13 protein-coding genes are annotated in these 13,023 nt (G+C 71.3%); 7 read left to right on the forward strand and 6 right to left on the reverse strand.

What is annotated here, in order from left to right:
- The first annotated feature begins 273 nt into the window (after positions 1-273).
- A complete protein-coding gene (locus IE273_RS21835; protein WP_014674022.1) occupies positions 274-948 on the forward strand; it encodes a Crp/Fnr family transcriptional regulator in 675 nt (224 codons plus the stop codon).
- 63 nt (positions 949-1,011) lie between these two features.
- The gene (locus IE273_RS21840; protein WP_189816865.1) at positions 1,012-1,836 is read left to right on the forward strand and encodes a nucleotidyltransferase domain-containing protein; all 825 of its coding nucleotides are present in this window, start codon (positions 1,012-1,014) and stop codon (positions 1,834-1,836) included.
- 23 nt (positions 1,837-1,859) lie between these two features.
- On the opposite strand, the gene IE273_RS21845 is transcribed toward IE273_RS21840, so the two are convergent.
- The 4 genes from IE273_RS21845 to sp36 form a co-directional block, all read right to left on the reverse strand.
- Positions 1,860-2,690 (reverse strand): MBL fold metallo-hydrolase, encoded by an 831-nt coding sequence (locus IE273_RS21845; protein WP_189816866.1) that lies wholly within the window; start codon positions 2,688-2,690, stop codon positions 1,860-1,862.
- The gene (locus IE273_RS21850) at positions 2,687-3,604 is read right to left on the reverse strand and encodes an NUDIX hydrolase (protein ID WP_189816867.1); all 918 of its coding nucleotides are present in this window, start codon (positions 3,602-3,604) and stop codon (positions 2,687-2,689) included. The genes IE273_RS21845 and IE273_RS21850 overlap by 4 nt, the downstream gene beginning before the upstream one ends.
- Before the next feature lie 68 nt (positions 3,605-3,672).
- Entirely contained in the window at positions 3,673-4,137 is a 465-nt protein-coding gene (locus tag IE273_RS21855; protein ID WP_189816868.1) for a RidA family protein, read from the reverse strand.
- The gene (gene sp36 / locus IE273_RS21860) at positions 4,134-4,304 is read right to left on the reverse strand and encodes a Sp36 family protein (RefSeq protein WP_014674017.1); all 171 of its coding nucleotides are present in this window, start codon (positions 4,302-4,304) and stop codon (positions 4,134-4,136) included. The genes IE273_RS21855 and sp36 overlap by 4 nt, the downstream gene beginning before the upstream one ends.
- 107 nt (positions 4,305-4,411) lie before the next feature.
- Here sp36 and bagA point away from each other — a divergent pair, with 107 nt between their 5' ends.
- On the forward strand, positions 4,412-5,389 hold the full coding sequence (gene bagA / locus IE273_RS21865; protein ID WP_189816869.1) for an ATPase BagA: 978 nt from the start codon (positions 4,412-4,414) through the stop codon (positions 5,387-5,389).
- A complete protein-coding gene (gene bagB, locus IE273_RS21870) occupies positions 5,386-6,807 on the forward strand; it encodes an ATPase BagB (RefSeq protein ID WP_189816870.1) in 1,422 nt (473 codons plus the stop codon). The genes bagA and bagB overlap by 4 nt, the downstream gene beginning before the upstream one ends.
- A gap of 357 nt (positions 6,808-7,164) precedes the next feature.
- On the opposite strand, the gene wblA is transcribed toward bagB, so the two are convergent.
- The gene (wblA, locus tag IE273_RS21875; RefSeq protein ID WP_018547931.1) at positions 7,165-7,503 is read right to left on the reverse strand and encodes a transcriptional regulator WblA; all 339 of its coding nucleotides are present in this window, start codon (positions 7,501-7,503) and stop codon (positions 7,165-7,167) included.
- 489 nt (positions 7,504-7,992) lie between these two features.
- Here wblA and IE273_RS21880 point away from each other — a divergent pair, with 489 nt between their 5' ends.
- Positions 7,993-10,332, forward strand: coding sequence for a transglycosylase domain-containing protein (locus tag IE273_RS21880; RefSeq protein ID WP_189816871.1), 2,340 nt, complete (start codon positions 7,993-7,995; stop codon positions 10,330-10,332).
- 238 nt (positions 10,333-10,570) lie between these two features.
- On the opposite strand, the gene IE273_RS21885 is transcribed toward IE273_RS21880, so the two are convergent.
- A complete protein-coding gene (locus IE273_RS21885; RefSeq protein ID WP_103814669.1) occupies positions 10,571-11,038 on the reverse strand; it encodes a GatB/YqeY domain-containing protein in 468 nt (155 codons plus the stop codon).
- A gap of 93 nt (positions 11,039-11,131) precedes the next feature.
- On the opposite strand from IE273_RS21885, the gene IE273_RS21890 reads away from it, so the two are divergent.
- Together IE273_RS21890 and IE273_RS21895 are read left to right on the forward strand one after the other, a co-directional pair.
- Positions 11,132-12,058 (forward strand): metallophosphoesterase, encoded by a 927-nt coding sequence (locus tag IE273_RS21890; RefSeq protein ID WP_189816872.1) that lies wholly within the window; start codon positions 11,132-11,134, stop codon positions 12,056-12,058.
- A 184-nt stretch (positions 12,059-12,242) separates the two neighbouring features.
- The gene (locus IE273_RS21895) at positions 12,243-13,001 is read left to right on the forward strand and encodes a Pr6Pr family membrane protein (protein WP_189816873.1); all 759 of its coding nucleotides are present in this window, start codon (positions 12,243-12,245) and stop codon (positions 12,999-13,001) included.
- Positions 13,002-13,023 lie beyond the last annotated feature (22 nt).

The following is a 13,023-nucleotide window of genomic DNA, read 5'->3' on the forward strand; positions in this document are numbered from 1 at the left end:
CGGAATCATGACGCGCAACCACCCGCCCAGCCCCCTTGCCCTGTGCTCTCACCGGCGATTTGGACACCCGGCCAGCCTAAAGCCCGGCACCGACATCCGCGCCGGAGCCCGCTGAGCGGCCCCCGATCGGACCCCTGACACTTACCCCGGGACACCTGTGCGGCATCCTTGTGACAGATCACACTGTTTGGACCGTCCGGCAAAATGGGGAACACGGACCCCTGGCACACAGGGGAGCAAGATCCCCTGAGCAGGTCGACAAGGAGAGAACTCGTGGACGACGTTCTGCGGCGCAACCCGCTCTTCGCGGCTCTCGACGACGAGCAGGCCGCGGAGCTTCGCGCCTCCATGAGTGAGGTGACCCTCGCACGCGGCGACTCCCTGTTCCACGAGGGCGACCCCGGGGACCGGCTGTACGTCGTCACCGAGGGCAAGGTCAAGCTGCACCGCACCTCCCCGGACGGCCGCGAGAACATGCTCGCCGTCGTCGGCCCCGGCGAGCTGATCGGCGAGCTGTCGCTGTTCGACCCGGGCCCCCGCACGGCCACCGCGACCGCGCTGACCGAGGTCAAGCTCCTCGGTCTCGGCCACGGTGACCTCCAGCCCTGGCTGAACGCCCGGCCCGAGGTCGCCGGCGCCCTGCTGCGCGCCGTCGCCCGCCGCCTGCGCAAGACCAACGACGCGATGTCCGACCTGGTCTTCTCGGACGTCCCCGGCCGCGTGGCGCGCGCCCTGCTGGACCTCTCCCGCCGCTTCGGCGTGCAGTCCGAGGAGGGCATCCACGTCGTCCACGACCTCACCCAGGAGGAGCTGGCCCAGCTGGTCGGCGCCTCCCGCGAGACCGTGAACAAGGCGCTGGCGGACTTCGCCCAGCGCGGCTGGCTCCGCCTGGAGGCGCGGGCCGTGATCCTGCTGGACGTGGAGAGGCTGGCGAAGCGGTCGCGCTGACGCGGGGCCCGGCCGCCGGAAAACCCGGCTGCCCGGGGCGTGGGCGGACGGCACAGTAGGTCCATGACCGTGCTCCCCGCCCCCGGTGGCGTCGACGCCCAGGGCCGCTTCGTCCGCGAAGGTTCCCTCGCGCGCGTGCGGCCCGCCTTCCGCCCGGTCGTGGCCGCCGCCCGGGACCGGCTGCCGGCCGTCTTCGGCACCCGCCTGCACAGCGCCTACCTCTACGGGTCGGTCCCGCGCGGCACCGCACGCGTGGGGCGCAGCGACCTGGACCTCCTGGTCGCCCTGCGCGAGGAGCCGACCGACGCCGACCGGGACGCCGTACGCGTCCTCGGGGAGGCGATCGACCGGGAGTTCCCGCAGATCGACGGCGTCGGCACGCTGCTCTACGGCCGGGAGCGGCTGCTGAGCGACCTGGAGCGCCATGACATGGGCTGGTTCGTCGCCTGCCTGTGCACCCCGCTGCTCGGCGACGACCTCGCCGCGCACCTGCCCCGCTACCGCCCCGACTCCCTGCTGGCCCGCGAGACCAACGGCGACCTCGCCCGTTGGCTGCCGCGCTGGCGGGAACGGATCGCGGGGGCGGAGGACACCGAGGAGGCCCGCCGGCCGCTCGTGCGCTTCATGTCCCGGCATCTCGTCCGCACCGCCTTCACGCTCGTCATGCCCCGCTGGCAGGGCTGGACCAGCGATCTGTGCGAGATGGCCGAGGTGTCCGGCGCGTACTACCCGCGGCGGGCCGCACAGCTGCGTACGGCGGCCGAGTACGGCTGTGAACCGGTCGGCGACCCGGACGTCCTGCGGGCGTACGTCGACGACCTGGGCCCCTGGCTCGCGACGGAGTACACGCGCGTGCACGGCGTGAAGGCCCCGCGGCCGGACTACTAGCCCCTGCCGTTCCCGGCGTCGCCCTAGATCAGCCCGTGCTCGCTGAGGTAGTCCAGCTGGGCCCGGACCGAGAGTTCCGCCGCCGGCCACAGCGAGCGGTCGACGTCGGCGTACACATGGGCGACGACCTGGGCCGGGGTCCGGTAGCCGTTCTCGACCGCGGTCTCCACCTGGGCGAGCCGGTGGGCGCGGTGGGCGAGGTAGAACTCGACGGCGCCCTGGGCGTCGTCGAGGACCGGTCCGTGGCCCGGCAGGACGGTGTGCACGCCGTCGTCCACCGTCAGGGACCGCAGGCGGCGCAGGGAGTCCAGGTAATCGCCGAGCCGGCCGTCGGGGTGCGCCACGACCGTCGTGCCGCGCCCGAGGACGGTGTCGCCGGTCAGCACCGCCCGGTCGGCCGGGAGGTGGAAGGACAGCGAGTCCGCGGTGTGCCCGGGGGTCGGTACGACCCTCAGCTCCAGGCCGCCGACGGTGATGACGTCTCCGGCGGCCAGCCCCTCGTCGCCCAGCCGCAGGCCCGGATCGAGGGCACGCACGCGCGTGGCGGTCAGTTCGGCGAAGCGGACGGCGCCCTCGGCGTGGTCGGGGTGGCCGTGGGTGAGCAGGGTCAGGGCTATGCGCTTGCCGGCCTTCTCGGCCGTGTCCACGACGTTGCGCAGGTGACCGTCGTCCAGCGGCCCGGGGTCGATCACCACGGCCAGGTCGGAGTCGGGCTCGGCGACGATCCAGGTGTTGGTGCCGTCCAGGGTCATCGCGGAGGCGTTGGGCGCCAGCACGTTGACGGCCCGTTCGGTGGCCGGGCCCGAGAGCACTCCGCCCCGGGGCTGGCCCGGCAGGGCTGCTGCGTCGGTCATGCGGGGCCTCCACCGGTCGTCTCAGCGGTCGTCTCAGCGGGCGTATCAGCGGGCGTCGGAGCGGTCGGGACGTGCTTGGTGAACTCGTCGTGCCCGGGCCAGGAGAGGACGATCTCGCCGTCCTGGAGGCGGGCCCGGGCCAGCACCGGGGTCATGTCGCGCCCGGGAGCGGCGGCCAGCGCCTCGGCGGCGCTGCCGTACGGGAGCAGCTGGCGCAGGGTGGCGACGGTGGGCGGCATCATCAACAGCTCGCCCTTGTCGTACCCGGCGGCGGCCTCCTCGGGGCGGATCCACACCGTGCGGTCGGCCTCCGTGGAGGCGTTCCGGGTGCGCTGCCCCTCGGGGAGGGCGGCCACGAAGAACCAGGTGTCGTAGCGGCGGGCCTCGAACTCCGGGGTGATCCACCGGGTCCAGGCGCCCAGCAGGTCCGAGCGCAGCACCAGGCCGCGCCGGTCGAGGAACTCGGCGAAGGACAGCTCGCGCGCGACCAGGGCGGCGCGGTCGGCCTCCCAGTCGTCGCCGGTGGTGTCGCCGACGACCGAGTCCGGGTCGGGTCCGGCCAGGAGGACGCCGGCCTCCTCGTAGGTCTCCCGCACGGCCGCGCAGACGATCGCCTGGGCGCCCGCCGCGTCGACGCCGAGCCGTTCGGCCCACCACGCGCGCGTGGGGCCCGCCCAGCGGATCTGACGGTCGTCGTCCCGCGGGTCGACGCCACCCCCGGGATACGCGTACGCGCCTCCGGCGAAGGCCATGGAGGCGCGTCTGCGCAGCATGTGGACGACCGGCCCGTCCGGGGTGTCCTTCAGGAGCAGCACCGTGGCCGCGCGCCTCGGGGTCACCGGGGTGAGGGTGCCGTCCGCGAGCGCGCGGATGCGGTCGGGCCACTCCGGGGGGTACCACTGACCGTTCGCCATGGCCGGAGGCTATCCCGTGTAGGGCGAATGTTCGAGAGGTAGCCGAGGTCAGCGGGCCTGCCGGGGGTCTACCGGTCCAGCTCGACCTGGATCTCCACCTCGACGGGCGCGTCCAGCGGGAGCACCGCGACGCCGACCGCGCTGCGGGCGTGCACGCCCTTGTCGCCGAGCACCTCACCGAGCAGTTCGCTGGCGCCGTTGACGACACCGGGCTGCCCGGTGAAGTCGGCCGCCGAGGCGACGAAGCCGACGACCTTCACCACGCGCGCGATGCGGTCCAGGTCGCCGACGACGGACTTCACGGCGGCGAGGGCGTTCAGCGCGCAGGTGCGGGCCAGCTCCTTGGCCTCCTCCGCGGTGACCTCGGCGCCCACCTTGCCGGTGACCGGCAGCTTGCCCTCGACCATCGGCAGCTGGCCGGCGGTGTAGACGTACACCCCCGACCGCACGGCCGGCTGGTACGCGGCCAGCGGCGGTACGACCTCCGGCAGGGTCAGACCCAGTTCGGCCAGCTTGGCCTCGACCGCGCTCACGCGTCCGCCTCCGGCTTCTCCCGCTTCAGGTACGCCACGAGCGACTCCGGGTTGGGACCGGGCACGACCTGGACGAGTTCGTAGCCCTGGTCGCCCCAGCTGTCCAGGATCTGCTTCGTGGCGTGGATCAGCAGCGGCACGGTCTGGTATTCCCACTTCTTGGTCATGGGGGCGACTGTAGCCGCTGTGACCGGAGGGTCCGGCGGCCCACCACGGCCCCCGTTATCCACAGCCTCCCGCGTGAGTGTCGCCCGGACTGGTTAGTCTCGAAGATGTGAGCAGGCTCCAGGTCGTCAGCGGCAAGGGCGGGACCGGAAAGACGACGGTCGCCGCCGCACTCGCGCTGGCCCTCGCGACCGAGGGGAAGCGGACGCTTCTCGTGGAGGTCGAGGGCCGGCAGGGCATCGCGCAGCTCTTCGAGACGGAGGCACTTCCGTACGAGGAGCGGAAGATCGCGGTCGCCCCGGGTGGCGGCGAGGTGTACGCCCTCGCCATCGATCCGGAACTGGCCCTTCTGGACTATCTCCAGATGTTCTACAAGCTCGGCGGCGCGGGCCGGGCGCTGAAGAAGCTGGGCGCGATCGACTTCGCCACCACCATCGCGCCCGGCCTCAGGGACGTCCTGCTGACCGGCAAGGCGTGCGAGGCGGTGCGCCGCAAGGACAGGTCGGGGAGGTTCGCCTACGACTACGTCGTCATGGACGCCCCGCCGACCGGCCGCATCACCCGCTTCCTGAACGTCAACGACGAGGTGGCGGGCCTCGCGAAGATCGGCCCTATACACAATCAGGCGCAGGCGGTCATGCGGGTGCTGAAGTCGCCGGAGACGGCCGTGCACCTGGTGACCCTGCTGGAGGAGATGCCGGTCCAGGAGACCGCCGACGGCATCGCGGAGCTGCGCGCGGCGCGGCTGCCGGTGGGCCGGGTCATCGTGAACATGGTCCGGCCGGAGGTGTTGGACGCCGCCGATCTGGAACTCGTACGGACCGTGGAGCGTTCATCGGTCGCACAGGCGCTCTCGGCGGCCGGTCTGGGCGGGGCCCGGCGCGGCGGGAACGCCGAGAAGCTGGTGGACCCGCTGCTGGATCAGGCCGCGGAGTACGCCGAGCGGTACGCGCTGGAGCAGGAGCAGCGCACGGTCCTCGGCGAGCTGGACCTGCCGCTGCACGAACTGCCGCTGCTCGCCGAGGGCATGGACCTCGCGGGCCTGTACGAACTCGCCACCGAGCTGCGGAAGCAGGGGTTGTCATGAGTGCGGACCCGGCCGAGGCGCAGAACGCCGCCCCCCACCAGGACGCGGCACGCCCGCGGCTCTCCCCCGCGCGCGTGCTGGACGTCGATCCGCTGCTCGACGACCCGAAGACGCGGATCGTGGTGTGCTGCGGCGCGGGCGGGGTCGGCAAGACGACGACCGCGGCCGCCCTCGGGCTCCGGGCGGCCGAACGGGGCCGCAAGGTGGTCGTGCTGACCATCGACCCGGCCAAGCGGCTGGCCCAGTCGATGGGCATCGACTCCCTCGACAACGTGCCGCGCAGGGTGAAGGGCACGGAGGGCGACGGCGAGCTGCACGCCATGATGCTCGACATGAAGCGCACCTTCGACGAGGTCGTGGAGGCGCACGCGGACCGGGAGCGGGCCGCCGCGATCCTGGCGAACCCCTTCTACCAGTCGCTCTCGGCGGGCTTCGCGGGCACGCAGGAGTACATGGCGATGGAGAAGCTCGGCCAGCTGCGGGCGAAGGACGAGTGGGACCTGATCGTGGTCGACACCCCGCCCTCCCGCTCGGCGCTGGACTTCCTGGACGCGCCCAAGCGGCTCGGCTCCTTCCTGGACGGCCGGCTCATCCGGCTGCTGACCGCCCCCGCCAAGCTGGGCGGTCGCGCGGGGATGGCCTTCCTCAACGTCGGCATGTCGATGATGACCGGCACGCTGGGCAAGCTGCTGGGCGGTCAGCTGCTGAAGGACGTGCAGACGTTCGTGGCCGCGATGGACACCACCTTCGGCGGCTTCCGCACGCGCGCGGACGCCACCTACAAGCTGCTCCAGGCGCCCGGCACGGCGTTCCTGGTGGTGGCGGCGCCGGAGCGGGACGCCCTGCGCGAAGCCGCGTACTTCGTGGAGCGGCTGGCCGCGGAAGACATGCCGCTGATGGGCCTGGTGCTCAACCGGGTCCATGGCAGCGGCGCCGGACGGCTGTCGGCCGAGCGGGCGCTCGCCGCCGCGGAAAATCTTGAGGACCCCCGCATTGTGGATCAGGGGGACGGGAAAGCTGGACTTCGTAACTCTCCCGACACGTACGGCAGTTCAGGAACACACGCGGCTGAGGAACCGGCACGACCCGCGACCGAGACCGCGGCACAACCCACAGCCGAGACCACAGCCGAGGCCGAGGCACCATCCGCAGCCGAGACCGCAGCCACCGCTTCCGCAGAAGGCTCCCCCGCCGACACGGAGCGCTCCGTCGACCGGCTCACCGCGGGACTGCTGAGGCTGCACGCCGACCGCATGCAACTGCTCTCGCGCGAGCAGCGCACGCGTGGCCGTTTCACCGCCCGCCACCCCGAGGTGGCGGTGGTCGAGGTACCCGCGCTGCCCGGCGACGTCCATGACCTCGTGGGCCTGCGCGACATCGGTGACCGCCTGGCGGCCGGGCGGCCGGAACACACGTAGGCCGAACGCACAGAGGCCGAGCACACGTAGACCAGGGGGCAGGTGGGCGGGACCACAGGTACACGGCGGACCAGAGGACGCGGCAGACCACAGCAACGGCGGTCGCGCGCCGTCACACGCGCCAGGCTCCGCACACACGCGCACGGAAGAGGCACGCGGGGCCACGCGAGCGGCTGCTGAAGCGGTCCTCCCGAACCATGCGCCCGTGGGGCATATACCCATGGGGCATGCACCCGCCGCCGGACCATGCGCCCGCGATGTGCTCCAGGAGCGTGCCCTGGGAGTTTGCCCGAACGGGATGCCCGAGCGGGATGCCCGAGGGGGATGGCCCCAGGTGGATGGCCCCAGGCGATGCCCTCAGCTCACCGCCGCGTAGTTCTCGTACACCTCGTCGTTGTCGAGGGGGACGATTCCCGCGCCCCGCTCGTACTCCGAGCGTGCGGTTTCCAGCAGCCTCCGCCAGGAGGTCACGGTGGGCCGCCGGCGCAGCAGTGCGCGGCGCTCACGCTCCGTCATGCCTCCCCACACGCCGAACTCGACGCGGTTGTCCAGCGCGTCTGCCAGGCACTCCGTGCGTACCGGACATCCGGTGCACACCGCCTTGGCCCTGTTCTGCGCTGCTCCCTGAACGAACAGTTCATCCGGATCGGTAGTGCGGCAGGCAGCCTGCGCACTCCAGTCGGTTACCCAGCCCATACCGGCGCCGTCCTCTCCCGAATCGAGGCTCCCCCACGGCGGCAGCGGCATATTCACCGCCGCCAGTTGAGGACGTTACGGAAGGTGGGGACAGCGCAACACCCCCTGCGGGCCCAATCTTGAATGGCCCGAACGGACTATGGGTAAGCGGCAGATCACCCGCGGGAGTGAGCTGGCGACATGCGTGACCATCCCGGCAAACCGGGACAGCGCGGTACGTCACACCGGACGTCAGATGACACACGAGGCGGAATCGGGCTCGGCCCTCTCAGGAAACGGGCCCGTCCCTGGGAAGTTCGGGCTACGTCCGGAACGATTCGGGTCGGCCGGACGTATAGCTAGGTGACCGCTCAGCTGTGACAGTTGAGAGCAGCTTAGGCCAAGGCCTGCGCGCGTGTCCGGCGAATGGGAACGCAGACCCCCCGCTTTGCCGTGGCGTGATGCGGTCGCTCCTTAGGAACGCTCAACAGTACGGATTAGGCTGCCCCCATGCCAAAGAAGCGCCCGGGCGGCGGTCTGTCGCCCATGCAGCAGGCCGCCAAGTTCCTCGGTGTCAGTGTGCTCGCCGGAGCCGTGATGGCGGGCATCGCGCTGCCCGCTGCCGGCGCGCTCGGTCTCGCGGCCAAGGGCTCGGTCCAGGGCTTCGACGAGATCCCGGCCAATCTGAAGAGCCCCCAGCTGAGCCAGCGCACGACGATCCTGGACAACCAGGGCAAACAGATCGCGACCGTCTACTCCCGCGACCGTACGGTGGTCGACCTCAAGGACATCTCGCCGTACATGCAGAAGGCGATCGTCGCGATCGAGGACTCGCGCTTCTACAAGCACGGCGCCGTCGACCTCAAGGGCGTACTGCGCGCCCTGAACAAGAACGCGCAGGAGGGCGGGGTCGCCCAGGGCGCCTCCACGCTCACCCAGCAGCTGGTGAAGAACTACTTCATCGAGGAGGCCGGCGACGACCCGACGAAGGTCGCCGAGGCCACCCAGCAGACCCTGGGCCGCAAGATCCGCGAGCTGAAGTACGCGATCCAGATCGAGGACAAGCTCGGCAAGAAGAAGATCCTTGAGAACTACCTGAACATCACCTTCTTCGGCGAGCAGGCCTACGGCGTCGAGGCCGCCTCCCAGCGCTACTTCTCCAAGCACGCCAAGGACCTGAACCTCCAGGAGTCGGCCCTGCTGGCCGGCATCGTGCAGTCCCCGAGCCGCTACGACCCGGTGAACGACGAGGCGGAGGCCACCAAGCGGCGCAACACCGTCCTGCAACGCATGGCGGAGGTCGGCGACATCTCCCAGAAGGAGGCCGACCAGGCCAAGGGGAAGCCGCTCGGCCTGCACACCAGCCGCCCCAAGAACGGCTGCATCACCGCGGTGAAGGAAGCCGGCTTCTTCTGTGACTACGTCCGCCAGGTCGTCCTCACCGACCCGGTCTTCGGCAAGACCAAGGAGGCCCGGGCCAAGCTCTGGAACCGGGGCGGCCTGACGATCCGTACGACGCTCGACCCGCAGGCCCAGCAGTCCGCGCAGGCGTCCATCAAGGACCACGTCTACAAGAGCGACGCGGTGGCGACCGCCGCGACCATCGTCGAGCCCGGCACCGGCAAGATCCTCGCCATGGGCCAGTCCCGCCCGTACGGCGTCAACGTCAAGAACGACGAGACGACGATCAACCTGTCGGTCAACGGGGACATGGGCGGCGGCGCCGGCTACCAGCCCGGTTCCACGTTCAAGCCGATCGTCGCCGCGGCGGCCATCGAGGGGGGCAAGCCCCCGACGCAGGAGTACTCGTCGCCGTACGAGATGACGTATCCGAGCCCGGTCTCGGCGTGCGACGGCAAGACCTGGCGCGACGACCCGAACAGGCCCACCAAGCTGACCAACGAGAACGAGTCCGAGCGCGGTCCGTACGCCATGAAGGAGGCGACCGCCAAGTCGGTCAACACCTACTACGTGCAGCTGATCAGCGACATCGGCATCTGCCCGGTCATCGACATGGCCAAGCAGATGGGCGTGCAGCGCGCGGACGGCCGCAAGATCACGCAGGCCCCGTCCATCGCGCTCGGCACCCAGGAGATGTCCCCGCTGACGATGGCGAACGCGTACGCCACCTTCGCGTCGCGCGGGATGTACTGCACGCCGATCGCCATCGAGTCGGTCACCAAGAAGGTCGGCAGCGAGCGGAAGTCCCTGCCGGTGCCGAAGTCGACCTGCTCGCGGGCGATGTCGGAGAAGACCGCCGACACGGTCAGCACGCTCCTGAAGGGCGTGGTCGAGGACGGCACGGGTCAGGAGGCCGGTCTCGGCAGCCGCCCGAGCGCGGGCAAGACGGGTACCACGGACGAGCGCTTCGCCGCCTGGTTCGTCGGCTACACCCCGAACATGGCGGGCGCGGTCTGGGTCGGCGACCCGCAGCACAAGCGGAAGATGACCAACATCACCATCGGCGGCGTCCCGCACGACAAGGTCTACGGCGGTGAGGTCCCGGGCCCGATCTGGCGCGACATGATGAGCGGCGCGCTGGAGAACAAGCCCGTCGAAGACTTCCACCTGGTCGACATCCCCGACGGCACCCACGAGGGTGATGATCCGGGAAAAGGCGACGGGGGGACGGAGGACGGCAACAACGGGGACACGACGGGACGGCTGACCGGCGGACTGATCGGCGGCCCGACGGACGGGGGAGCGACGGACGGCAGCACCGGTGACGCGACCGGCGGCACCCTCGGCGGCACGTTCCCGACGCCGACCATCTCCATCCCCGGGAACTTCATCCAGGGCCAGGTGAACGGCGGGAACCACGGGGGTGGGAACGGGGGCGGGCGAAGGTAGCCACCGTCACCGGTCTGCCGTACGACGTACGACAGCGGGGCCGCACCTGTGTGTCGGGTGCGGCCCCGCTGACGTGAAGCGGCCTCTCAGCGCCGAAGCGGCCTCTCAGCGCTGAACCAGTCGCCCAGCGCTGAACCAGTCGCCCAGCCCCGAACCAGTCGCCCAGCCCCGAACCAGTTGCTCGGCGCTGAACCAGTCGCCCAACCCCGAACCAGTTGCTCGGCGCTGAACCAGTCGCTCAGCCCTGAAGGAGCTTCTTCACCGCGGCGGCGACCCGGCCGCCCTCGGCCTGGCCGGCCACCTTCGGGTTCACGATCTTCATGACGGCGCCCATGGCCCGCGGCCCCTCGGCACCGGCCGCCTTCGCCTCCTCCACGGCCTGGGCGACGATCGCGTTCAGCTCCTCGTCGGACAGCTGCTTGGGCAGGTACCCGGCGAGCACCTCGCCCTCCGCCTTCTCCCGCTCGGCCTGCTCGGCACGGCCGCCCTGCGCGAAGGCGTCGGCGGCCTCACGGCGCTTCTTGGCCTCGCGGGTGATCACCTTCAGCACCTCGTCGTCGGAGAGCTCACGCTTCTCCTTGCCCGCGACCTCCTCCTTGGTGATCGCGGCGAGCGTCAGCCGGAGGGTCGAGGAGCGGAGCTCGTCGCGCGCCTTGATCGCGGCGTTGAGGTCGTCGTGCAGCTTCGACTTGAGCGTGGTGGTCATGGCCCGATTGTCGCAGGTGTACCGCCCGGCACGCCCGCCGATTTACCGGGCGGCCGGTCTCACCACGGTCAACGCGTCTGACACGATGGGCACATGCGCGCGCGATACGGAATCCCCCTGGGAATCGTGGCGGCCGGCGCCGCCGGCCTGGTCTATGCGGCGGGCTTCGAGGCCCGTTCCTTCCGCCTCCGACGGGTCACCGTCCCCGTCCTCCCCCCGGGCATGCGCCCGCTGCGCGTGCTTCAGGTCTCCGACATCCACATGGTGAGCGGGCAGCGCAAGAAACAGCGCTGGCTGCGGTCGCTGGCCGGGCTGCGCCCCGACTTCGTGATCAACACGGGCGACAACCTGTCGGACCCCGAGGGCGTCCCCGAGGTCATGGACGCCCTGGGCCCGCTGATGGAGTTCCCGGGCGCGTACGTCTTCGGCTCCAACGACTACTACGGCCCCAGGCCCCGCAACCCCGCCCGCTACCTGCTGGAGAAGACGAACGGCCGGCACGGCCTGAACGGCAACCCGCCGGTGGTCGGCGCGATCCACAACCCGTGGCAGGACCTGCGGGACGGCTTCGACGAGGCGGGCTGGCTGAACCTGACGAACACGCGGGGCGTCCTGAAGGTCGAGGGCGTCTCGATCGAGCTGACGGGCCTGGACGACCCGCACATCAAGCGCGACCGCTACGCCCAGGTGGCCGGCGGCCCCTCCGGGTCGTACGACTTCTCACTCGGCGTGGTCCACGCGCCGTACCTGCGGGTCCTGGACGCGTTCACGGCGGACGCCTACCCCCTGATCCTGGCCGGCCACACCCACGGCGGCCAGCTGTGCATCCCCTTCTACGGCGCCCTGGTCACCAACTGCGACCTGGACACGGACCGCGTGAAGGGCCTCTCCACGCACACGGCGGAGGGCCACACCTCCTACCTCCACGTCTCGGCGGGCTGCGGCACAAGCCGCTACACCCCGGTCCGCTTCGCCTGCCCACCGGAGGCGACGCTGCTGACGTTGGTGGGGAGGGAGTAAGGGAGCAACGGGGCAAGGGGGCAAGGGGGCAAGGAACGAGGAGCAAGGGGAGAGGCAGGGGCAAGGGGCAAGGTGCACCGCACGACACCCCGAGACACTCGCCCCCTGCACACCCCCTCCCCGCCCTCCCCCATACGGACGCGTCCACATGGCCGCCCCCCTCCCCCACTCCTAGCGTGAGGGCATGACCGCCCCGATACCCAGGGAGATCCCGGACCTGCCCGCGGTCCCGGCTCCACCCTTGCTGCTGCCCGCCCCGGTGCCGGCCACGGCGGTGGTGGCCCCGGTCCGCCGCCCCCGGGCCGCGGTGTTCCGCCTGGTGACCGCTGTGGCGGCGGCCGGCGGCGTCGCGCTGGAACTCCTGCTGGGCCCCCCGGCCGACATCCTGAGCTACTTCAGCGTCCAGGCCGGCATCCTGCTGACCGTGGTGACGCTCCTGTCCGCGTCGAGGGCCTGGAGGGCCCGCCGCCCGCTCCCGTCGGCCGTGACAGGCGCCACACTCCTCTACGTCCTGACCTCGGCCCTGGCCTACCACCTGCTCCTGGCCCACACGACGCCCCCGTTCTCCATGACCGGAGCGACGGCACCCCCGGAGCGCTGGCACGCCCAGTGGGCAGCCCTCCAGGTCCTCCACCTCCTGGTCCCGGTGGCGGCCCTGCTGGACTGGCTCCTCCTGACCCCCGCGGCCCGCCTGCACCTCCGCCAGACCGCGGCCTGGCTCCTCTACCCCCTGGCCTACCTGGTCTTCTCCCTCACGAGGCCCGCGTTCCTGCCGCCGACCAGCCCGTCCCGGTACCTCTATCCCTTCCTGGACGTGGCGACCCACGGCTACCGCGACACCCTGGCCAACGCCCTCCTCATCGGCCTCGCGATCTACGCCCTGGCCGTCCTCCTGGTGGCCCTCGACCACACCCGCCCGACCCCGGTCCGCCACCCCGCCTAAACCGGATTTCGTCTACAGCCAC

Origin of the sequence: Streptomyces olivaceoviridis (assembly GCF_014650115.1) — a bacterium.
In the GTDB taxonomy this organism is placed as follows: domain Bacteria; phylum Actinomycetota; class Actinomycetes; order Streptomycetales; family Streptomycetaceae; genus Streptomyces; species Streptomyces olivaceoviridis.